Consider the following 22186-nt stretch of genomic DNA (forward strand, 5'->3'; position numbering starts at 1 on the left):
AAAGCCTACCCAGAACACTGGATAGGCTTTGAGCAATCAATGGCTGATGAGAGTTGAAGCGTTACTCAACTGCTTGGGGCAGGAGTTCGCGTTTCTCTTGTGCAATTACTTGCACTTTGCCTTCTTCACCAATATCAACGATGGCGGTGTCGCCTTCGCGGAGCTTGCCAGACAGGAACTCCTCAGCCAAGGAATCTTCGAGCAAGCGCATGATCGCCCGACGGAGCGGACGTGCCCCGTAGCTGGGGTTGTAGCCCTCTTCCACCAAGCGGTCTTTGAACTTCTCAGTGACCGACAGGGTGATGCCTTTTTCCTGCATCCGGCCAAAGACCTCGCGCAACATAATGTCGGCAATTTCTTTGACTTCCGCTTTGTTGAGCTGACGGAAGACGATGATTTCGTCCAAGCGGTTGAGGAACTCAGGGCGGAAGTATTGCTTCAGCTCTTCGTTCACCAAGGAGCGAATGCGGTTGTATTGGTTCTCAGCTTCATCCTCACCCGAGAAGTCAAAGCCTAGACCGCCGCCACCCTTCTCGATCACCTTCGAGCCAATGTTGGAGGTCAGGATGATCAGGGTGTTCTTGAAGTCCACCGTCCGACCTTTGGCATCAGTCAAGCGACCGTCTTCCAGTAACTGCAAGAGCAGGTTGAAGACATCGGGGTGAGCTTTCTCGATTTCGTCGAGCAGCACCACGGTGTAGGGACGACGACGAACCGCTTCAGTCAGCTGGCCGCCTTCGTTATAGCCGACATAGCCCGGAGGCGAACCGATCAGCTTGCTGACGGTATGGCGCTCCATGTACTCCGACATGTCAAGGCGGATCATCGCCTCTTCGCTGCCGAAGAAGTAAGCCGCCAAAGCTTTAGTCAGCTCGGTTTTACCAACACCGGTCGGGCCGCTGAAGATGAAGCTGGCGATCGGACGGTTGGGGTTCTTGAGACCAACTCGGGCGCGACGGATTGCTCGTGAAACAGCTTTCACGGCTTCGTCTTGACCAATCAAGCGGCTGTGGAGGGTCTCCTCCATGTTCAGCAATTTGGTCGATTCCGACTCGGTCAGCTTGTTGACCGGTACGCCGGTCCAAGAGGCGACGATATGCGCGATATCTTCCTCAGTGACGATCGGCGAATCATCACTGCTGCTGGTGCCATCGGCCTTCTTGCTTTGGGCGATCGAGCGGATCTGGGTTTTGATCTCCATCTCGCGATCGCGCAGTTCACCCGCTTTGTCAAAGTCTTGGGAGCGGACGGCGTCGTCTTTGTCCTTGAGGACTTGCCGCAGTTCCTTGTCTAGTTCCTTCGCAGCAGGTGGCAATTGCGAGTTCATCAGGCGAACCCGTGAACCGGCCTCATCGATCAAGTCGATTGCCTTATCGGGCAGGAAGCGATCGCTGATGTAGCGATCGGCTAGCTTAGCTGCAGCCTCTAGCGCTTCGTCCGCAATTTTCAGCTTGTGGTGCTGCTCGTAGCGTTCGCGCAGACCCCGCAGAATCTCGATGGTGTCATCGACGCTGGGCTCGCCCACCATTACTGGTTGGAAACGGCGCTCCAATGCAGCATCGCGCTCGATGTGCTTACGGTACTCATCCAATGTGGTCGCACCGATGCATTGCAGCTCACCCCGCGCCAGTGCCGGCTTGAGGATGTTAGCTGCATCGATTGCGCCTTCAGCCGCACCTGCACCAATCAAGGTGTGGACTTCGTCGATGACTAGGATGACGTTCCCCGCCGAGCGGATCTCGTCCATGATTTTCTTGAGGCGCTCCTCGAATTCACCCCGATACTTGGTGCCCGCAACCAGCAGACCGATATCGAGGGTGACGACACGCTTGTCTTCCAAGATGTCCGGGATGTCACCAGTGGCAATCCGCTGCGCTAACCCTTCAGCGATCGCAGTTTTACCGACGCCGGGTTCGCCAATCAACACAGGGTTGTTCTTGGTACGGCGACCCAGAATCTGAATCACCCGCTCGATTTCTTTCTGACGACCCACCACCGGATCGAGCTTCCCATCCGCAGCCTGCTGCGTCAGGTTCGAGCCGAATTCATCCAAGGTTGGGGTTTTCGTCCGGCCTTGGCTACCACCACTGGAAACCTCTGCGGTCTCACCTAGCATGCGGATTACCTGTGTCCGCACTTTCGAGAGATCGACGCCCAAATTCTCGAGGACGCGAGCGGCAACACCCTCGCCTTCACGGATCAAGCCCAGCAGAAGGTGCTCGGTGCCAATGTAGTTATGCCCAAGTTGCCGAGCCTCTTCGAGCGACAGCTCAAGGACACGCTTGGCACGCGGTGTAAACGGGATCTCCACCGCTACGAAACCCGAGCCACGGCCAATAATTTTTTCGACTTCGATGCGAGCATCCTTGAGGTTGACACCCATCGATTTCAGAACTTTGGCGGCAACGCCGGTGCCTTCACCGATGAGGCCTAGCAAAATCTGCTCGGTGCCGACGAAGTTGTGACCCAGGCGACGCGCTTCCTCCTGAGCCAGCATGATGACCTTAATGGCTTTTTCGGTAAAGCGTTCAAACATAGCTTCCCTGCCTGCGTGCCGGTAGGCCGATTCTAGCACAGGCATTTATAGGGCTTCGATCGCTGAAAACCCGCTCCAGTCTAGGAGTTTGGCGCGATTGCCCAACGATTTGGGTCGGTGATCCACACCTCTTTTCTACGGCATTAGCCAGTGATGACTGGGAGCTGATGATCCTCTGTGCTATGGGCAAGCAGAAGTTTATCCAGATGCAGCTGCAAACCCTGTTGTTGAAGTCGCTGTTGGCGCTGCTGCCACTGCTGCGCGATCGCAACTTGAACGTCAGTCTCTCTCAATCCCTTGAGCCAGAGAATACGGGCTGCTTCACCCGTGTCGGCGTAGTAATTCGGTCGTTGCCCCACTTCTTGGAAGCCCAGACTTTGATAGAGGGCAATCGCGACTTGATTGGAAGTACGGACTTCGAGGGTAGCCCAGGCCAGCTGGCGTTGAATTGCCGCTTGCAGTAGGGCCAAAAGCAGCAGTCCACCCCAACCTTGGCCCTGATGAGAAGGCGCGATCGCTAGCAAGGTGATGTGGGCCTCATCGACGATCGCCCAGCTACAACCTAGACCCATCAAGGTCTCGTCCTGCCATAACCCCAGCAGATCACTCGCCTCGCTCTCGGCTTCTCGTTGATAGCCTTCGACTGACCAAAAGCCTCCCAATGTCTGCTCATCCAAATGGCGGGCAGCGATCGCGTCTGAAACAGTGAGGGGTTTCAGGCAGAGCAGCGCAGGATCGTACACTGATAAACACAGGCAACTTACATATATATAGGTCTTGGACGCGTCCGATGGTTTCCACTCCAGCTGCGCCCTCATTAAACCCTTCGTATCCGGCTTTGTTTGGGAACGATCGTCTTTCTAAATCCCCCAACCAAAATCTTTTTCCGCTGACGGCTAGTGTGACAGCAGAAGGCCAACTTGAAGTTGGTGGCTGTTTGGTGTCTGAGCTAGTTGATCGCTATGGTTCTCCGCTCTACATCCTCGACGAGCAGACTCTGCGTGCTGCTTGTCAGGCTTATCGATCCGCGTTGGCGCAGCACTATCCCGGCGACGCGCTACCGATCTATGCCTCCAAGGCGTGGAACTGTCTTGCTGTCTGCGCTCTTGTGGCCCAAGAGGGGTTGGGTATTGATGTCGTCTCGGCTGGTGAACTCTACACCGCTCTACAAGCTGGTGTACCTAGCGATCGCCTCTACTTCCACGGCAACAACAAATCCCTGAGCGAATTGGCCATGGGGGTGGAAGCCGGTTGCACGATCGTGGTTGATAACTGGCAAGAGCTACGCAACCTCGAAGCGATCGCCGCAGAGCAGCAGCGGGAAGTGCGGGTGATGATCCGCTTTACTCCCGGCATTGAGTGCCACACCCACGAATACATCCGCACAGGTCACCTCGACAGCAAATTTGGCTTCGACCCCGATCAGCTAGATTCCTTGCTGGCTGCCTTAGTCGATCAGCCTTACCTCCGCTGCATTGGTCTGCATGCCCACATCGGCTCGCAGATTTTTGAATTGCAGCCCCATTCAGATCTGGCAGGGGTGCTTGTATCCGCCTATGGCAAAGCCTTGGCCCTAGGCTTGCCGATCGCTGAACTGAATGTCGGTGGTGGTTTAGGGATTCGCTACACCGAATCCGATGATCCACCTAGTATTGAGGAGTGGGTTCGACAGGTTAGTGAAAGCCTTGTCGCGGCTTGCCAAGCAGCCAATCTGCCACTGCCCAAGTTGATCTGTGAGCCGGGGCGATCGCTGATTGGCACGGCTTGTGTTACGGCCTATCGCATTGGCAGCCGTAAGGAAGTGCCTGGAATCCGTACCTACCTGTCTGTGGATGGGGGGATGTCGGATAATCCTCGTCCAATCACCTATCAGTCCACCTATCGTGCGGTCATTGCCAACCGCCTCAATGTGAGCGATCGCGAAACTGTGACAGTGGCGGGCAAGCACTGTGAGTCTGGTGATGTTCTGCTTAAGGATGCGGAATTGGCGCCCAGCCAGCCCGGCGATATTCTCGTGGTGCTGGCAACTGGTGCCTATAACTACAGCATGGCTTCGAATTACAACCGGATTGCTCGTCCTGCGGCTGTTTTAGTGAACAATGGCGAAGCTCAAATTATTCTGGCGCGCGAGTCTTTAGAGGACTTGTTGCGGCAGGATCGGTTACCAGTCGGGTTACAAGCTTAGGCGATCGATCTGGCGCCGCGGCTGATTTCGATAACCCCGAGGCTACATTCCTCGGTGGGCAGATTCACGGTGCAAGGGCATGGGAGACTGGCTGACTCAGACAGGGACATGGCTTAGTAGTGGCTCCGGCCTACTGCTACGCAATGCCTTAGATATCAGCCTTGTCCTCATCCTCTTCTACGTCATCCTGGTGCTGATTGGAGAGCGGCGTACCCTTTGGATGGTGCGAGGCTTCATCGTGCTGATGTTGGCAGCCGCGATCAGCAGCCGACTCAACCTGACTTTGCTCAATTTTGTGCTCAATAACTTAGTGATTGGTTCTGCAGTGGCCATGGCAGTGCTGCTGCAGTCCGAATTTCGGCGCTTTTTGGAGCAACTCGGGCGAGGAGAAATTGCCGCGTTATTTCGTCCCAATGCGCGATCGCAGCCGCGGGCTGGCAGTGTCGCTGAAGAAATTATTGAAGCGGTCAAGGAGCTGTCGCAAAACCGGACGGGTGCCCTGATTGTCATTGAAGTCAGCTCGAGTGTGGATGAACGAGATTTCCTCAATCCAGGCGTGCGGATTAATGCAGAGGTCTCAAGTGAGCTCCTCCAGTCCATTTTTCAAACCAGCACACAGCTCCATGACGGTGCTGTCTTGATTTCCGAGAATCGAGTGGTTTCTGCAGGAGTGATTCTGCCCTTGTCAGAACAAGTTGTCTCACGGCGACTGGGCACGCGGCACCGAGCAGCACTGGGAATTACCGAGCGGCTCAATCAATGTATTTGTATTGTTGTTTCTGAAGAGACTGGCTCGATCTCTTTGGCAGAGCAAGGAATCCTGAATCGTCCGCTGACTAGTAGTAAACTCAAGGCATTGTTGGAAGAGCGCATGTCGCTTGCTGCCCAGCGGGAGGTCATTGCTCCCGATTTGCGATCGCTCAGTCGCCACCTCTATCGATCTAGTCTTTCGTTTTTCCGTCGCCTTGGCCTGTTGGGTTCTCGTCGAGGTCGTCCATGACCTCTGTGTCTGATTGCGATCTCCGTCAGCGTCCCGCGGACTTGGTGGCTGACCGTCTGCCTGCCCATGTCGCTGTGATTATGGATGGCAATGGACGTTGGGCGAAGCAGCGCGGTTTGCCTCGGATTATGGGACACCGTCGAGGCGTAGATGCTCTGAAGCAACTGTTGCGTTGCTGTGATGACTGGGGCATCAGTGCGCTAACGGCCTATGCCTTTTCCACTGAAAACTGGGGTCGGCCTCACGAAGAAGTTGACTTCTTGATGACCCTGTTTGAGCGCGTTCTACGACGTGAACTCCAGGAGTTGATGGCCGAGAATGTGCGCATCCGCTTTGTCGGCGATCTGGAGAATCTCCCCACGTCGCTGCAGCGAGAAATCGATCGTGCCACGACAGCGACAGCCGGTAATGACGGTATTCGTTTCACCGTGGCAACCAACTACGGTGGCCGCCAAGAACTGCTCAAAGCCTGTCGTGAGATTGCAGCTCAGGTTCAACAAGGACGGTTGTCACTCGACGAGATCGACGAGCCGCTCCTTGCCAACCATCTCTACACTGCCGGCGTAGCTGATCCTGATTTGCTGATTCGGACCAGCGGTGAAAAGCGGCTGAGTAACTTTTTGCTCTGGCAGTTGGCCTACGCGGAAATTTATGTGACCGATACGCTATGGCCAGATTTCGATCGCTACGAATTCTATTTAGCGCTCCGTGACTTCCAAAGTCGCCAACGTCGCTTTGGACGTTTAACCTAAAACCAGTTGTGCCTAGGGACCACCTAGAATCACTGCTTCGAGATCAGCGCGGCTGAGCGAATACTTGTAGGTGCGAGTCAAATCTTGACCTGCTTCGCCTGCAGCCCGATAGCAAACAACAATTTGATCGGTTCCTAGCTCAATCTCGGCAGACCAGTCGGTTCGCTGCAGAGTCCAACAGTTGAGAACCTCAATATCTTGAATGCTCCCTAGATTGCGCAGCCAGGTTTCAATCGCTGGCAGGCTGTGGTTGTAGAGCGGCGTTTCAGGAAGCGGCAGGGTTGTCATCGTTAGTTGTGAGAGAGGGTGTTTCAATCGCGATTGCAGCAGTGGGTAGCAAAGCCTCAACACTGGGCTGAGCGATCGCGTGCACAGTATCAATTGGCTCTGTGGCTTGGAACCAACTCGGTGCTTGTAAGAGCTGCTCACCGCGCAGCAGACCCAAGCCAATTGTGAGCACCAGACAGCCAACCACCGTCAGCGAGAGTAAAAACAGCGCAAAAATTTCGCCGGCTGAGAGCGATCGCTCTCGATCGCTGGCAGTGGACACCACCCGTCGCGGGCGAGTGCTAGGCGGAGTGATCGTGGCTGCACGAGCGGCAGCCCAACGATGTTGCTCACGCTGAAAATCGTAGAGTCGGCGTCGGTCAGGATCGCTCAGAACTGCGTAGGCTTCTTGGAGCTTTTGAAATTCTTGCAAGGCTGCTGTCAATGGCAGCGTCGTTGTATCGGGATGGTACTGCTTACTCAGCTCACGATAGGCCTGCCGAATATCGCGATCGCTGGCATTGGGGGAAATGCGAAGACGCGCGTAGTGGTCTGGGCTAGTCGTCATTGCAGAGTCAGCAGAAAGAAAGGCAGACACGCAGGCGCAGTGCTGCAATGAAACAGCCTGTATTTTAACGGCTTCTGCGCTTCCTGTCGGGCGATCGCGCCGTCTAGCTGCTCATGTAGATTGATGTTTCTATGAAGAAAGATAGGCAATCCCCACCAGATACCCAGACAGAATCTACTCTAAAAGTGAGACCTCAACTTCCCTCTGATCGTGGATCATGTCCAGTTTGAAAAGTGAGTGGGGATCGCGGGGCATTGCTGATAGTTCCGGCTCAAATCACTCTCAATTTCGGAGGTGAGCGGTTATGCGAAAACTCAAAGCAGCTCTCAAGTCTGTTATTCACTTCCTATCGGAAGCTGCAGGTAGATTTTTTACTCCAGCTGAAGAAATTCCAGAAATTGGTGTTCAACCCTATAGCGAAGTGCCGCCTAACTCTGCTCAATCCTAAGTTAGGGTCTCCTGTGCTTGATTTTGCTGACAGCCTCATCTCAGTTTGAGAGAGGCTGTTGGCTTGGAGGAGAACCAGCGATCGCCGTAGAGTGAAGAGATTGCATGGCGGCTGCTTGTGACTTCTGGATTCCTGCTTGATGTTTGGACTTGGGCTAAAACACTGGGATGGCAGCCTTCGGCTCAGCAACAGCAGCAGTTTGAAGCGCTCTACCACGGCATCGTTGCAGGCAATCAGCGGCTAAATTTAACGCGCATCACCGATCCCGCTGAGTTCACTGAAAAGCATCTCTGGGACTCACTTTACGGCCTACGTCCGTTGCTCACGGATAATTGGAGCGGCGAGATTATCGACATCGGTACGGGTGGCGGCTTCCCAGGGCTGCCCGCTGCGATCGCCTTACCTCAGAGTCAAGTGACACTGCTGGATTCCACTCGCAAGAAAATTCAGTTCTTGCAAACCTTGGCGCAGGATCTGGGGCTTGCCAATGTGACTGCTCAGGTAGGTCGCGCAGAAGAATGGGGGCGCGATCGCCGGACACGGGCGCGTTACGACTGGGCCACGATTCGGGCTGTGGGCCCTGCCACCGTTTGCGCTGAATATTGTCTGCCCTTGCTCAAGATCGGCGGCAAGGCAGTGCTCTATCGCGGGCAATGGACGGAAGAAGAGGCGATCGCGCTGGATCGCGCTGTTGCGATTCTTGGGGGCAAAGTGGTTGAAGTTGCTGCCACCTTTCTGCCCGAGAGTGGTGCGGAACGACACTGCATCACCCTTCAGAAAACGGCCCAGACGCCGGCGGCCTATCCTCGCATGGTGGGGTTGCCCAGCCAGAAGCCACTTGGCTAGTCGAGAAAGTACCAGTCCGTAAAAGTTGCTGCTTGACCACACGCTTGGCCATCGGGCTGGCAGAGTGTCCAAATGATGGCGCGATCGATGCGAAAGCGACGGCCTTGGCTACTGATGCGGACGCCGCTGTAGTTATTGATATAGCCCTTAGCCAGTGCGTCACTCAGCATTTGCGATCGCGTCTCTCGCTCATCCGGTTCGGCGGTTAAGCGTGAGGGCAACCCGCAGAACTGCGACCATTCCAGCTCCCAGAGATCCAACGCGGTCTGGTTGCCGTAGTTGAGCAGGGGATCAGCAGCGCCATTGTGCGACACCACCACGAAAGGCACATTGAACAAGGCTTCAGCCTCTTGAAGGCGATCGCCACTACGAGGGATGAGCGAACGCCCGAGACATTGCTCATAGCTATCGAGCAGGATCTGGGTCCAGGCTTGAATCTCAGGCGTTTGCCAAGGCTGAAGACTCATTGCAGCATCCATCGAAGTTGAGTTAGGAAATCGCGGGGGCTGGGTTCGCTGTCGTTTGCAACCAGCGTTGCAGGATCGGATTGACCTGATCGGGGGCTTCATCCATCGGACAATGCCCGACGCCCGGCAGCGCCACAAATTCGCTCACAGCGGGATAGTTGGCCAGTTCCCGTCCTTGGGCGATCGGTTCCCACGGATCGGCCTCTCCCCAGAGAATCAAAGTTGGGCAAGTGACTAGCGGCAGTAAATCTTGCGGGAGCGGCCCTTGGGAGTAGGTGACGAATGCCAGAAAGACATCCACTGCGCCCGGATCGCGGGCGGGAGCTAGTAACAGCTCGATCAGTTCATCTGTGACGGCAGATTTATCGGCGTAAGCCTGCTGCAAAATCCGTCGCAGCGATCGCGGCTGGGCCAAGCGTTGGAAGAAAAAGCCCCCAAACGGCTTCCATGCTAAGAGCTGTTGGAAGATCGGTACCCCAAAACGGCGTGGCCAAGCAGATTGCGCCAGATAACGCTCGTGGAGCAGCCGTAGGGAGCAGTCCAGAAGTGCCAGCGATCGCACCAAAGACGGCTCATCCACGGCGGCTTGCAGCGCCACCACACAGCCGATTGAGTTGCCCACTAAATCAGCGGGCTCTCCGATTACCTCGCGGATAAAGTCGCGAACCAGTGCTGACCATGTTTCAAACCGATAGGGTAAGTCTTCACTGGGCTGCGGTTTGGCAGAACCTCCAAAGCCGAGCAGGTCGATCGCAAAGACCCGTTGTTGTTCGGCCAAAACTGGACTGTTCTGCCGCCAGTGGTCACTGCTGGCCCCAAAGCCATGAATGAGCAGTACCGGTGTTCCCTGACTGCCGAATTGCTGATAGCGAATCGTCTGTCCTCGCCACTGCCAGACTGCCATTCGCTTGGGGACTCCTTCACCACGAGATTCCTGTGAGTTCGCGATCGCAACCTGTGTAGGGTTGGAGTCGCTTCGCATCTCACCGTAAGGTAATCCTAGATGTTCCTCGGAGGGGCAATGGCCAACGTCAGCCTCTGCATGATCGTTCGCGACGAGGCGGAATTGCTGCCCCGCTGTCTGGCTTCGGTAAAAGACCAAGTAGACGAGTTGATCGTGTTGGATACGGGTTCCCGCGATCGCACGCCCGACATTGCCACTGAAGCCGGAGCTAACCTCCTTCATACGGATTGGGCAGACGACTTTTCCGCAGCAAGAAATCAGGCGATCGCAGCAGCAACTGGCGATTGGATTCTGGTGCTGGATGCTGATGAGGAATTAATCCCTGAGGCTTGGACAGAACTGCGATCGCAACTGGATCAACCCGAAGCCCTAGCTTTTACCGTCCTGCGCGAAGAAACCCAAGCGGGACAGGTGCCCTACTCGCGGCTGTCACGCCTATTTCGCAATCGACCCGAAATTCGTTTTCAGCGGCCCTATCACGAGCTGGTCGACGATAGCCTCCTTGCCCTGCAACAGCAGGACCCTAACTGGCGGGTTACGGCTTGGCCGACACCAGTGATTCGGCACTACGGCTATGGCCGCGATCGCCTGCAACAACGCGGCACTGCTGAGCGGATGCGCCGAAGCCTTGAAACGTGGCTGGCTGATCATCCTGAGGATGCCTATCTCTGCAGCAAACTGGGTGGACTACTCGTCCAAGAAGGAGATTTGAAAGCGGCGCAACGCTGGCTCAAACAAGGGCTGAAGCAAGGACGTCCAGAACCGGCGGTTCGCTATGAGTTGCTCTATCACCTAGCGCTACTGGAACGGCGGCAAGGCGATGTGGATGCAGCGATCGATCGCTATCAAGCAGCGCTGCAAGAGCCGGTTGATGCAATTCACAAACTCGGTGCTTGGGTTAACCTCTCGCATCTCTACCGCGATCGCGGGCAGGTGGGGCTGGCCTACGATGCTGCACGTCAGGCTGTGGCAGCGGCTCCCAGTGCCACGGTTGCTCTCACGGCTTGGGGCTTGGCTGCGCGAGCGATCAGCAACTATCCCGAGGCGATCGCGGCCTATCAGCAGGCACTTCAGCTCGATCCCAACGATCCCAGCCTTTACCAAAATCTGGGCGCCGTCCTCTTCCAAGTCGGGCAACTGGAAGCTAGTTACGAAGCTTTCCGGCAGGCGATCGCGGGCTATGAGCAACAGGGCTCACCAGAGGCACAACGACTAGCACTGCGGCTGCAAGCCATGGGAATTCGGCTGTGACAGGCAAAGTTTATCTAGTCGGTGCTGGGCCGGGTGACCCCGAATATCTGACGGTGCAGGCACAGCAATGTCTGCAGTCGGCAGAGGTACTGATCTACGACGCGCTGATCGACCCCCGAATCCTCGACTTAGTGCCAGCCAATTGCGATCGCATTGCCGTGGGCAAGCGGGGTGGTGCAGAGAGTACACCCCAAGCGGCTATCAATCAGTTGCTGGTTCAGCACTGTCAACGAGGACGCAGAGTGATTCGCCTCAAGAGTGGCGATCCCTTCGTCTTTGGCCGTGCCACCAGTGAGTTAGATGCGCTGGAGCGATCGGGCTGTGATTATGCCGTCTTGCCAGGACTATCGACTGCCTTGGCCGCTCCATTGCTGGCGGGCATCCCTATTACCGATCCGGTACTGAGTCGTGGATTTGCCGTCTACACCGTCCATGAACCGGACGCCCTCAACTGGGAAGCACTGGCGCAACTGGAAACGCTGATCCTGCTGATGGGCAGCCGCCACCTGCTGACGATTAGCCACGAGCTGATTCGTCATGGGCGATCGCCGGATAGTTCCGTGGCGCTGATTCAGTGGGCGGGACATCCGCAACAGACTGTCTTGGAAGGCAGTCTCAGCCGCATAGCCCAACAGTGGGGCGATCGCCCGTTATCGCCTTGCGTGATTGTGATTGGCGAGGTGGTACGGTTGCGAAAGTACTGGGCGCACTACCGTTGCGATGGCTGAGCAGCCGCTGATCGGTAAAACCATTTTGACGACACGGGCAGCGGGGCAATCCTCGATGTTCGCTGCACAGTTGCGAGCTGCCGGTGCAGCTGTGATCGAGATGCCGACCCTAGAAATCGGGCCACCCAGCTCTTGGCAGCCCCTCGATGAGGCGATCGCCGCGATCGCTGACTTCAACTGGTTGATTTTGGCCTCAGCGAATGCCGTTGAAGCAGTTCAAGAGCGGTTAGCGGCGCAGCAAAAAACATGGAGCGATGTTCCCTGCTCGATCGCCGTTGTCGGCCAGAAAACGGCTCAAGTATTGACTGCTCAGGGCGGTAAGACAGACTATGTGCCGCCGGAGTTTGTCGCTGAGTCATTGGTCGAGCATTTCCCTCAGCCCGTCACCGGTCAAAAGCTGCTCTTCCCTCGAGTTGAAACCGGCGGACGTGAGCAAATTACCCAAGCACTGCAAGCTCAGGGTGCGATCGTGACGGAAGTCCCAGCTTATGAGTCGCGGTGTCCTAGCCAGATTCCTGATGATGCATTGATTGCCTTGCGGCAGGCGCATTTGAACTTGATTAGCTTCACCAGCTCCAAAACAGTGCGTAACTTTTGTCAGCTGATGGAGTCGAATCTTGGCGCTGACTGGTCAGCCCGCATCTCGGGTGTGGCGATCGCTTCCATTGGCCCCCAAACCTCAATCACCTGTCAGGAACTGCTAGGACGAGTTGAAGTTGAGGCCCAGGAATATACCTTGGATGGCTTGCTCCTAGCGATCGAACAATGGGCGCGCCAAACCACCTGAACCCCGCTCAGCGACGCATTGGTTTAACCGGAGGAATTGCCACCGGCAAATCGACCGTCGCGGACTATCTGCGCGATCGCTATCAGCTACCGATTCTGGATGCCGATCGCTATGCCCGTGAGGTTGTGGCTGTTGGCTCGCCGGTTCTCCAAGCGATTCGCGATCGCTATGGGGCATCGATTTTGCTGGCAGACGGTCAACTCGATCGCCAAAAACTAGGGGCAATCATCTTTGCCGATCCGGCTGAACGGCAGTGGCTAGAACAGCAAACTCATCCTGCGATCCGCGCTTGCTTTGAACGAGATCTGGCACAGCTTGCGACGGCACCAACGGTAGTGATGGTCATTCCGCTTTTGTTCGAAGCTGGCCTTCAAGCTTGGGTGCAGGAAATTTGGGTGGTGGCTTGTCCACCCGAGCAACAACGCGATCGCTTAATTCAGCGCGATCGCCTATCACTCACAGCAGCCGAACAACGCCTTGCAGCCCAATGGCCGTTAACCCAAAAGTGTGAGCAAGCCGATATCGTGATTGATAACAGCCGCGATCGTACTTTTACTTTTCAACAGGTTGATCAAGTCTTAGAAAAATCGTTCGATTAAATCTAAAACTTTTTGCAGATTTCTATTAGAGTCAATGAAGCGATCAGAAGCAGTTACATTAGTCAAGTCACATCAGATAGAGCTGTTGAACCTCGGAGTTAAGTCACTGAGCCTCTTTGGCTCAGTTGCACGGGATCAAGCCAATTCAAAAAGCGACATTGATATTTTGGTTGAATTAGATAACTCAATTGGATTCTTTGAGTTTTTTCAGATCAAGCATTACTTGGAAAAAATATTGGATGCTTCTGTTGATCTAGGTACAGTTGAGGCTTTAAAGGAGCATGCTAGACAACCTATCTTAGATGATCTAATTCATGTCTTCTAGATCAGATCTGGCTAGGATTCAAGATATTCTTGATGCCATTCAAAGCATTCAAGGTAAGACTAGAAGCTTAAGCTTTGAGCAGTTTTGCCAAGATGAGATCCTCATCAAGGCTGTACTCTACGACTTAATTGTTATTGGTGAGGCAGCCAACAACATATCAAATGATATTCAGGCTTTAGCACCTGAGATTCCTTGGCGACTGATGAGTGATATGCGAAACATTGTGGCTCATGAATATTTTCGAGTGAATCTCAGGATTACTTGGTCTACTGTTCAAAGGAATTTGCAACCATTGATCACTCCGCTCCAGCAGTTGAAGGCAAAGTTAATAGACTGATTCCCTAGTAGAGTTCAACACCAGTAGGAATTGTTGTGACTGATCCGCGTTCGCCGCAGGTGCGGGGGGTTGGGAAAACTTTGGTGGGATTCGCGCGTTCGAGAGGATCGAAGGCATGGCGGAGCCACTGCATCGTTTCTAAATCTTCGGGGTTGAACATGGCCGGCATATAGCAGCGTTTGTCAGCACCGATGCCATGTTCGCCCGAGATACTACCGCCGACTTTCACACAGAGCTTGAGGATTTCGCCACCCAAAGCTTCCACTCTTTCCAAAGCCCCTGGATCATTGCGATCGTAGAGAATCAGCGGGTGCAAATTACCATCGCCAGCATGAAACACATTGGCGACACGGTAGCCATGTTGTTGGCCTAACTGCTCAATTTCATGCAATACAAACGGCAGCGTCGATCGCGGAATCACGCCATCTTGCACGTAGTAACTTGGGCTAATCCGTCCGACGGCGGCGAAGGCTGCTTTGCGTCCTTTCCAGAGTCGCAGCCGATCTTCAGCATCAGTTGCGATCGCGATCGATCGGGCTCCATGTTGTCGGCAAACCGCTTCCACATCGCGGATTTGTTGCTCAACTTCTGAAGCGCGCCCATCCAATTCCGCTAACAAGATTGCTGCTGCATCGCGGGGATAGCAATCGCTTTTCACCACGTCTTCAACGGCATTGATGCTGAAGTTATCCATTAGCTCCAGACCAGCCGGCAAAATGCCTGCAGCGATGATTCCTGAAACGGCAGCTCCAGCCGCTTCGATACTACTGAAATCTGCGAGGAGAACTTGAACAGATTGCGGCAAAGGTTGCAGCCGCAGCGTCACTTCAGTGGCGATTCCGAGGGTGCCTTCTGAGCCGACGAAAATGCCGCAAAGATCGTAGCCGGGCAGATCAGCGATCGCGCCACCCACCTGAATGACCGAAGCATCCGGCAGGACGAGTGTCAGTCCTAAGACGTGGTTATTGGTGACGCCATGCTTGAGGCAGTGCACTCCGCCGGAGTTTTCAGCCACATTGCCGCCAATCGAGCAAACGCTTTGACTGGAGGGATCAGGTGCATAGAAAAAACCAGCCCCTGTTGTCGCTTGCGTCACCCAACTATTGATCACGCCGGGTTGAACACGAACGCGCTGATTATCGTAGTCAATTTCGAGAATTTGGCGCATCCGTGCCGTCACAATTAGCACCGAATCTTCCACGGGTAGCGCACCGCCCGAAAGCCCTGTGCCTGCTCCCCGCGCCACAAACGACAGATTGAATTGATTGCAAAGGCGCACAGCGGTCGCCACTTCTTCAGTACTGCGTGGCAACACCACCAAGGGCGGCAGTTGGCGATGATTTGTCAGACCATCGCATTCGTAGACGAGTAATTCTTCGCGCCGCTCAACGACTTGCTCTCGCCCCAAGGCCTCACGAAAGGCTTGAGCGATCGCAGTCCAATTGGGAGCGGCAACGGCGGTCATGCTGGTGGCTAGACAAACTGTTGCCTATGCTACCCCTCTGCTTGGGCGAGCAAGTCTAGTAGTTGTGTTTCGTCTAATTGCGGAATCCCGAGAGCGATCGCCTTCTCCAACTTGCTCCCTGCTTCTGCACCGGCGACGACGTAGCTGGTCTTCTTACTGACGGAGCCTGAGACTTTGCCGCCTGCTGCTTCAATCAACGCTTTGGCTTCATTTCGACTGAGGTGGGGCAGCGTGCCCGTTAGGACGAAAGTTTGACCTGCTAATGCCTGCGATCGCAGGCTGGCTGCTTCACCTTGCAGTTGCAGTCCGGCTTGTTCCAGAGCAGCCACAAGGTCTTGATTCACTCCAATGGCGAACCACTGATGCACAGCATCAGCGATCTCGCTGCCAATCCCGTAGACCGCCGCTAATTCCTCAGGTGTTGCTTGCGCAAGAGCCTCAACCGAGGTGAAAGCTGCTGCCAGATTTTTGGCATTCACCGCGCCCACATGACGGATGCCCAGGCCATAGAGTACCCGTGACCAAGGTTGCTGGCGCGACTTGTCGATCGCCTGCACTAAGTTCTGCGCAGACTTTTCGCCAAAGCGCTCCAGACTCGCCAGCAGTGGTACATCGAGACGGTAGAGATCAGCGATCGCATTCACCAACCCTCTACTAACCAGCTGATCGACTAGCTTTTCGCCCAAACCTTCGATATCGAGGGCATCGCGGCTCGCCCAATGCGTCAGCGCTCCCCGCACGATCGCGGGACAGGTTGAGTTTACGCAGCGGGTGACTGCTTCATCTTCCGCTCGACTGACAGGTTGGCCACATTCAGGACAGTGGTCGGGCAGGCTGACTCGCTGAGCAGTAGCAGGTCGCAAATCGGTGAGAACGCGCACGACTTCGGGGATGATTTCGCCGGCTTTACGCACCACGATCGTGTCGCCAATATGCAAATCGAGTTCCCGCAAGCGATCGGCATTGTGGAGGGTGGCTCGGCTGACGGTGGTTCCCGCCAGAGAAACGGGGGTAAATTCTGCAACGGGTGTTAGCGCTCCCGTTCGCCCAACTTGAACGGTGACGCGCTGCAGTTGGGTTGGTGCTTCGTCAGCAGGATATTTGAGAGCGATCGCCCAGCGCGGGAATTTCTGAGTGAAGCCCAGTTCGTCTTGCAGGCGGCGCGACTGCAATTTGACCACCACTCCATCGGTTAAGTAGGGCAGGTCACGGCGGCGGGCATCCCAATCGCTGAAGTATTGCTCAACTGCCGCCAATGTCGAACAAATTTGGCGGTGTGGTTCGACTCGAAAGCCCAAACTTTGGAGGCGATCGAGACTTTCCGCTTGGTCAAGATCGCCCCAGCCATCGGGGCCATGCAGGGTGTAGGCAAAAAAGTCGAGCTGACGCTCAGCGACAACGCGAGGATCTAGTTGCCGCAAGGTACCCGCAGCGGCGTTCCGAGGATTCGCAAACAAGGCTTCGCTACGTTGCTCTCGTTCCGTGTTGATCTGCTCAAAGCGCGTCAGCGATAGGAAGGCTTCGCCCCGCACTTCTAGCCACTCTGGCGGTTGGTCGGTTTGGAGCCGCAGCGGAATGCTTTTGATCGTGCGCAGATTCGCCGTAATTTCCTCGCCGCGAGTCCCATCGCCCCGAGTCGCACCGCGCACCAACAGGCCGTTTTTATAGCTGAGGGCGATCGCGGCCCCATCGATTTTCAGTTCGCAGACATAGCCAGCATCAGCCGGAATGTCAGGCGCGAGTTTGCGCCAGCGCTGATCCCAAGACTCCAGTTCTTCCGCATTGAAAGCATTTTCAAGGCTGTAGAGCGGCACGCGGTGCTGAACACTTTCAAAGCCAGTAGCAGGCTGCTCGCCCACGCGTTGGGTGGGGCTGTCAGAAGTGATCAGGTCGGGATGCTGCTGTTCAAGATCCTGCAGTTCGCGGTAGAGCCGGTCGTAGACCGAGTCTTCCATCACCGGCTGATCGAGAATGTAGTAGGCGTAGCTAGCCTGCTGCAACAGCTGCCGTAACTCGCTGGCTCGCTGGGCGATCGCCGTGGCAGGAGTGGTCGTCTCAGAAGCGGTCATGGCTGGCTATCGGTATCCCTCGTTCAGTATCTCGCTCCCACCTAAAACGGGGAAATCTCTAAAGGCTGAGCCAATTTAGCGATCGCGAGGCTATGCAGAAGACAAGGACGCTGAGCTAAGCCCATGGCGACTTCTGCAACAAAACCCACTGTCGACCCGCGCCGCCGCCGTCTGGAGTTGGCGATTAAACGCCAAGGGGCCAAGGCCGATGCGCTGATTGAGATTTTGCACGAGGCACAATCGCTCTACGGCTACCTCGATCGCGAACTATTGCACTGGGTGGCGCAGCAATTGGCTTTACCCCGCAGCACTGTCTATGGCGTTGCCAGCTTCTATCACCTGTTTCAGCTCAACCCCTCGGGACGGCATCGCTGCGATGTCTGCCTAGGCACTGCCTGCTATGTCAAAGGGTCGCAGGCCATTCTCGATCGCCTGATAGTGGAGTTGGGCATTCGCGAAGGCAAAACAACTGGCGATGGCGCGATTTCCCTCGGGACGGTGCGCTGTGTCGGGGCCTGCGGAATCGCTCCCGTCGTGGTCTATGACGGTGATATTCAAGGCCGCCAAGAATCTGAAGCGGTCTGGCAACAAGTCCAAGCTTGGCAGCAGGAGGCGCACTAATGGATTGGGAAGATTTGGGGCGCTTGGCCAATGAGGAACTGACTCGCCAGAAGCCGATTCGTCTGCGCTGTTGTACGGCTACGGGCTGTCGTGCCAATGGGGCTGAGGCTGTTTTCAAGGCTGTTCAGCAAACGATCGCGGATCAAAATTTGGGCGATCGCTGCGAGGCAGTTAGCGTCGGTTGCTTGGGTTTATGTGGGGCTGGCCCTCTAGTGCAATGCGATCCCAGCGATCGCCTCTACAGTGACCTCCGTCCTGACCAAGCAGCGGATCTCATCGCGGCGGCTCAAGGGGAAACGACGGATTTACCTGAAGTTGATCAAACTCAGCCCTTCTTCAGTCAGCAACTGAAAATCGTTAATCGCCACAGCGGTTTGCTCGACCCCGATCGCCTTGAGAGTTATCTGGCAGCGGGTGGCTATCGTGCTTTGATGCACGCCATCTTTGACCTGACACCCGCTGAGGTTGTGGAGATCATCCGGCTGAGTGGATTACGGGGGCGCGGCGGCGGAGGCTATCCCACAGGCTTGAAGTGGGCGACCGTTGCCAAAATGCCGGGCGATCGCAAGTTTGTCGTTTGCAACGGCGATGAGGGTGATCCCGGTGCCTTCATGGATCGCAGCGTGCTGGAAAGCGATCCCCACCAAGTGATTGAGGGTATGGCGATCGCGGCCTACGCAGTAGGTGCGAACTTTGGCTATCTCTACGTGCGGGCGGAATATCCGCTGGCGATCGCACGGCTCAATCAAGCGATTCGCCAAGCTCGCCGCCATGGCTTGCTGGGCAGCAGCGTGTTGGATAGTCGCTTCAGCTTTGATCTAGAAGTGCGGATTGGAGCAGGAGCGTTTGTCTGCGGCGAAGAAACGGCACTCATCCACTCGATTCAGGGAGAACGTGGGGTGCCTCGGGTACGGCCGCCCTATCCCGCTGAATCCGGACTCTGGGGTTGCCCGACACTGATCAACAACGTCGAGACCTTCGCCAACATTGCCCCGATCGTGGAGCAAGGTGCAGACTGGTTTGCGGCGATCGGGACTCCGATGAGCAAGGGCACGAAAGTCTTTGCGTTGACCGGAAAGCTACGCAATAACGGCCTGATTGAAGTGCCCATGGGCATTCCGCTGCGGCAGATTGTCGACGGCATGGGCATTCCCGAAAGTCCCGTCAAAGCCGTACAAACGGGTGGCCCTTCCGGCGGCTGTATTCCCCTCGCCCAACTGGATACGCCGGTCGACTACGACTCACTCGTACAACTGGGATCAATGATGGGTTCCGGGGGCATGGTGGTGATGGACGAGCACACCGATATGGTGGCGATCGCCCGCTTCTATATGGAGTTTTGCCGTTCTGAAAGCTGTGGCAAGTGCATTCCCTGCCGAGCCGGGACGGTGCAGCTGCACGAACTATTGGGTGCGATCGCGGAGGGACGAGCGACGGCGCTTGATCTGCAAAAGTTGGAAGACCTCTGCCTCCTCGTCAAAGACACCAGCCTCTGCGGCTTGGGTATCTCCGCTCCCAATCCGGTTCTCAGTACGCTGCGCTGGTTCCGCCACGAGTATGAGTCGCGGCTAATCCCCGATCGGGCGATCGCGCCAACTCGCTAGTCGAGCCGGGATGAGTCTTCAGTGAGCAGCGATCGCCGCAGTTGATCGAGTGCATCGCCTGCGCTCAGTCGCCGCACCCAGTCCCGTCCACGCTCCGCACCCCAACGCCGCTCCACGCTGAAGCAGCCCGATGGCCCTGCAATGCCGATATAGACCAACCCGACAGGCTTGGTTTCTGTGCCACCATCCGGTCCTGCAATGCCGGTAATCGAGATGCCCCAGGTCGTCCCTAAGCGCTGTTGAATGCCGATCGCCATCTGCTCTGCAACCGCTGCACTAACTGCACCAGATTCAGCCAAAGTTCCTGCCGAGACGTTGAGGAGCGATTGTTTGACGCGGTTGTCGTAGGCGATCGCACCACCCCAAAACCATTGAGAGCTACCGGGAATGGTGGTGATCAGCTGACCGAGACCGCCGCCCGTACAGGATTCGGCGACTGACAAAGTCTGACCGCGATCGCGCAAAATCTTACCCACCACCGAGGCCAAGCTATCGCTGTCGGCACCGTAGCAATCCCTGCCTGCGATCGCCCGCAGTTCTTGTTCGATCGGAGCAATTAAGGCTTGTCCCTCCGCCTCGGAAGTGGCTGCCGCCGTGATCCGCAGCTTCACTTCGCCGTTGTTGGCGTAGGGAGCAACCGTTGGATTTTGAAGGTCAAAAAAGGGCGCTACCTTTTCGGCCAGAGCCGACTCGGAAATGCCCCAAAATCGCAGCAGCCGACTAACAAGGATTGAGCGACACCAACCGTTTTGATGGAGCCATGGGACTGCTGTTTCTGCCCACATCCGGCGCATTTCTGCCGGTACCCCCGGAAAGGTCATCAGCGTCAGGCCCGATCGCGGCGACCAAATCATGCCGGGGGCGGTGCCGCTGGGATTGGGCAGCAGTTCTGCCCCCACAGGTAACAGGGCTTGCTTGCGGTTGTTATCGGTCAAGACCCGCCCGCGCCGCGCAAACTTGGCTTCAATATCAGCGATCACCTCGGGACGCTCAGCCAAGGGCGTATCGAAACAAGCAGCTAAAGTCTCGGTGGTCAGGTCATCTGGGGTTGGCCCTAGACCGCCCGTGAAAATCAGCAGCCCCGATCGCTCGGCCGCAATTTTGACCGCTGCCTGCAAGCGATCGCGGTTGTCGCCCACCACCGTTTGGAAGTAGTGAGGGATCCCCAGTTGCGCGAGCTCTTCGGCTAAAAACTGAGCATTGCTGTTGAGGATGTTGCCCAGCAGCAACTCTGTGCCGACACTGATAATCTCGGCGCAGTAACGGGGATCCGACATGAGTTAAGTCCGAGGGAGAGAACGGCGCGATCGGCGGCGTGAGAGTACAAACAGAACAATCACCAGCAGCGTTGATGCGATCGCATAGGCATAACCGCTGGGGATGTTAGCAAAGGCAAGTGCCCAGCTCCCAGCGCAGAGCGTTAACCCGTAAATCAAGACGACAGTGCGGCGATGGGAAAAGCCAGCGTCGAGTAAGCGATGGTGCAGGTGACGTTTATCGGCTTTGAACGGTGATTGGCCACTGCGGAGGCGATCGAAAATGACCGTCACCATGTCGAGCAGTGGCACCGCCAAAATCAGGAATGGGAGTAAGACCGCCACGGTTGCCAAGCTCTTGACCAGCCCAATGACCCCCACTCCGGCCAACGTGAAGCCAATGAAGTAGGAACCGCCATCGCCCATGAAAATCTTGGCAGGATTGAAGTTGTAGCGCAGGAAGCCAAGGCAGCCACCAGCAAGGGCGGCAGCCACCAAAGCAGCAGCCGGTTGCTGCACCGCTAGCGCCACAATCAACAAAATGACAGCAGAAATCCCTGAAACACCGGCGGCTAGTCCATCGAGGCCGTCAATCCAGTTGATGGCATTGGTCATGCCGACCAGCCAGATCACTGTTACAGGTAAGCTCAGCCATTCCGGCAAGACGTAAACACCGCCGACAAACGGAATCGTCAGCAAGTCAATGCGCACCCCAACCAGCCAAACCCCTGAGGCCACTGCCAATTGCGCTAACAATCGGGTGATTGGCGACAACGAGAAAAAGTCGTCGGCGAGGCCAATTAAGAAGAAGACCAAGCCGCCAATGGTGACGCCCCAGATTTCGTATTCGCGATCGGGAGGCAGAACACCGAAACCGCCCAGCCACCAAGTCAGGAGCAGGGCGGCAAGGGATCCCAGAAAAATTGAGATCCCTCCCAGGCGCACCATCGGTCGATGGTGAACCTTGCGCTCTCCGGGTTGATCAACAAGCCCCTGCTGCAACCCAAGGCTGCGCACCAGTGGTGTCGTCAGGACGACGACCAAGGCAGAAACACAGAAGGCCAACAACGGGTACAGCGAAGCAGGCGCAGCCGGGGCTGTCATGATGGCA

General features: G+C 56.0%; 23 protein-coding genes. 13 read left to right on the plus strand and 10 right to left on the minus strand.

Annotation, left to right across the window (positions count from 1 at the left end; genetic code table 11):
- Positions 1-61: 61 nt before the first annotated feature.
- Together DOP62_RS10545 and rimI are read right to left on the minus strand one after the other, a co-directional pair.
- Positions 62-2536, minus strand: a complete 2475-nt coding sequence (locus DOP62_RS10545; protein WP_208674642.1) for an ATP-dependent Clp protease ATP-binding subunit — start codon at positions 2534-2536, stop codon at positions 62-64.
- Between the two features lie 143 nt (positions 2537-2679).
- Entirely contained in the window at positions 2680-3279 is a 600-nt protein-coding gene (gene rimI, locus DOP62_RS10550; protein ID WP_222610257.1) for a ribosomal protein S18-alanine N-acetyltransferase, read from the minus strand.
- A 47-nt stretch (positions 3280-3326) separates the two neighbouring features.
- Between rimI and lysA the strand changes: the two genes are divergently transcribed.
- From lysA to DOP62_RS10565, 3 genes are all read left to right on the plus strand, one after another.
- Positions 3327-4721: a diaminopimelate decarboxylase gene (lysA, locus tag DOP62_RS10555; protein ID WP_208674644.1), complete on the plus strand. Its 1395-nt coding sequence runs from the start codon at positions 3327-3329 to the stop codon at positions 4719-4721.
- Positions 4722-4800: 79 nt separating this feature from the next.
- The gene (cdaA, locus tag DOP62_RS10560) at positions 4801-5721 is read left to right on the plus strand and encodes a diadenylate cyclase CdaA (RefSeq protein ID WP_208674646.1); all 921 of its coding nucleotides are present in this window, start codon (positions 4801-4803) and stop codon (positions 5719-5721) included.
- On the plus strand, positions 5718-6473 hold the full coding sequence (locus DOP62_RS10565) for an isoprenyl transferase (protein WP_208674648.1): 756 nt from the start codon (positions 5718-5720) through the stop codon (positions 6471-6473). The genes cdaA and DOP62_RS10565 overlap by 4 nt, the downstream gene beginning before the upstream one ends.
- A gap of 12 nt (positions 6474-6485) precedes the next feature.
- On the opposite strand, the gene DOP62_RS10570 is transcribed toward DOP62_RS10565, so the two are convergent.
- Both DOP62_RS10570 and DOP62_RS10575 read right to left on the minus strand, forming a co-directional pair.
- Positions 6486-6761: a DUF3143 domain-containing protein gene (locus DOP62_RS10570; RefSeq protein ID WP_208674650.1), complete on the minus strand. Its 276-nt coding sequence runs from the start codon at positions 6759-6761 to the stop codon at positions 6486-6488.
- On the minus strand, positions 6739-7308 hold the full coding sequence (locus DOP62_RS10575; RefSeq protein WP_208676791.1) for a J domain-containing protein: 570 nt from the start codon (positions 7306-7308) through the stop codon (positions 6739-6741). The genes DOP62_RS10570 and DOP62_RS10575 overlap by 23 nt, the downstream gene beginning before the upstream one ends.
- 304 nt (positions 7309-7612) lie before the next feature.
- On the opposite strand from DOP62_RS10575, the gene DOP62_RS10580 reads away from it, so the two are divergent.
- On the plus strand, positions 7613-7756 hold the full coding sequence (locus DOP62_RS10580; protein WP_208674652.1) for a hypothetical protein: 144 nt from the start codon (positions 7613-7615) through the stop codon (positions 7754-7756).
- 117 nt (positions 7757-7873) lie between these two features.
- Positions 7874-8602, plus strand: a complete 729-nt coding sequence (gene rsmG / locus DOP62_RS10585) for a 16S rRNA (guanine(527)-N(7))-methyltransferase RsmG (protein WP_208674654.1) — start codon at positions 7874-7876, stop codon at positions 8600-8602.
- Here rsmG and DOP62_RS10590 read toward each other — a convergent pair.
- Positions 8599-9069, minus strand: a complete 471-nt coding sequence (locus tag DOP62_RS10590) for an MEKHLA domain-containing protein (protein WP_370538786.1) — start codon at positions 9067-9069, stop codon at positions 8599-8601. The two genes, rsmG and DOP62_RS10590, sit on opposite strands and share 4 nt — an antisense overlap.
- Positions 9070-9091: 22 nt before the next feature.
- Positions 9092-9973, minus strand: coding sequence for an alpha/beta fold hydrolase (locus DOP62_RS10595; RefSeq protein WP_208674658.1), 882 nt, complete (start codon positions 9971-9973; stop codon positions 9092-9094).
- 117 nt (positions 9974-10090) lie between these two features.
- Between DOP62_RS10595 and DOP62_RS10600 the strand changes: the two genes are divergently transcribed.
- Genes DOP62_RS10600 through DOP62_RS10625 form a run of 6 tightly spaced genes read left to right on the plus strand, consistent with a single transcriptional unit; the run spans position 10091 to position 14060 of the window.
- Positions 10091-11284: a glycosyltransferase gene (locus DOP62_RS10600; protein ID WP_370538787.1), complete on the plus strand. Its 1194-nt coding sequence runs from the start codon at positions 10091-10093 to the stop codon at positions 11282-11284.
- Positions 11281-12012: a uroporphyrinogen-III C-methyltransferase gene (gene cobA, locus DOP62_RS10605; protein ID WP_208678291.1), complete on the plus strand. Its 732-nt coding sequence runs from the start codon at positions 11281-11283 to the stop codon at positions 12010-12012. The genes DOP62_RS10600 and cobA overlap by 4 nt, the downstream gene beginning before the upstream one ends.
- Complete coding sequence (locus DOP62_RS10610) at positions 12005-12799, plus strand: uroporphyrinogen-III synthase (protein ID WP_208674661.1); 795 nt, start codon at positions 12005-12007, stop codon at positions 12797-12799. Before cobA ends, DOP62_RS10610 begins: the two co-directional genes overlap by 8 nt.
- Entirely contained in the window at positions 12778-13398 is a 621-nt protein-coding gene (coaE, locus tag DOP62_RS10615) for a dephospho-CoA kinase (RefSeq protein WP_208674662.1), read from the plus strand. Before DOP62_RS10610 ends, coaE begins: the two co-directional genes overlap by 22 nt.
- A 34-nt stretch (positions 13399-13432) precedes the next feature.
- Complete coding sequence (locus DOP62_RS10620) at positions 13433-13723, plus strand: nucleotidyltransferase family protein (protein ID WP_208674663.1); 291 nt, start codon at positions 13433-13435, stop codon at positions 13721-13723.
- Positions 13713-14060 (plus strand): HepT-like ribonuclease domain-containing protein, encoded by a 348-nt coding sequence (locus tag DOP62_RS10625; protein ID WP_208674664.1) that lies wholly within the window; start codon positions 13713-13715, stop codon positions 14058-14060. The genes DOP62_RS10620 and DOP62_RS10625 overlap by 11 nt, the downstream gene beginning before the upstream one ends.
- 4 nt (positions 14061-14064) lie before the next feature.
- Here DOP62_RS10625 and DOP62_RS10630 read toward each other — a convergent pair whose 3' ends face one another.
- On the minus strand, positions 14065-15525 hold the full coding sequence (locus tag DOP62_RS10630) for an FAD-linked oxidase C-terminal domain-containing protein (protein ID WP_208674665.1): 1461 nt from the start codon (positions 15523-15525) through the stop codon (positions 14065-14067).
- 29 nt (positions 15526-15554) lie between these two features.
- A complete protein-coding gene (gene ligA, locus DOP62_RS10635; RefSeq protein WP_208674667.1) occupies positions 15555-17594 on the minus strand; it encodes an NAD-dependent DNA ligase LigA in 2040 nt (679 codons plus the stop codon).
- Positions 17595-17717: 123 nt separating this feature from the next.
- Between ligA and hoxE the strand changes: the two genes are divergently transcribed.
- Together hoxE and DOP62_RS10645 are read left to right on the plus strand one after the other, a co-directional pair.
- Entirely contained in the window at positions 17718-18215 is a 498-nt protein-coding gene (gene hoxE / locus DOP62_RS10640) for a bidirectional hydrogenase complex protein HoxE (protein ID WP_208674669.1), read from the plus strand.
- Positions 18215-19819, plus strand: coding sequence for a NuoF family protein (locus DOP62_RS10645; protein WP_370538788.1), 1605 nt, complete (start codon positions 18215-18217; stop codon positions 19817-19819). Before hoxE ends, DOP62_RS10645 begins: the two co-directional genes overlap by 1 nt.
- Here the strand turns inward: DOP62_RS10645 and DOP62_RS10650 are convergent.
- On the minus strand, positions 19816-21096 hold the full coding sequence (locus tag DOP62_RS10650) for a competence/damage-inducible protein A (RefSeq protein WP_208674672.1): 1281 nt from the start codon (positions 21094-21096) through the stop codon (positions 19816-19818). The genes DOP62_RS10645 and DOP62_RS10650 overlap by 4 nt on opposite strands.
- A gap of 3 nt (positions 21097-21099) precedes the next feature.
- Positions 21100-22179 (minus strand): glycosyltransferase family 4 protein, encoded by a 1080-nt coding sequence (locus DOP62_RS10655; protein WP_208674674.1) that lies wholly within the window; start codon positions 22177-22179, stop codon positions 21100-21102.
- Positions 22180-22186 lie beyond the last annotated feature (7 nt).

The sequence above is a fragment of the Synechococcus elongatus PCC 11801 genome (genome assembly GCF_003846445.2).
Classification (GTDB): Bacteria; Cyanobacteriota; Cyanobacteriia; order Synechococcales; family Synechococcaceae; genus Synechococcus; species Synechococcus elongatus_A.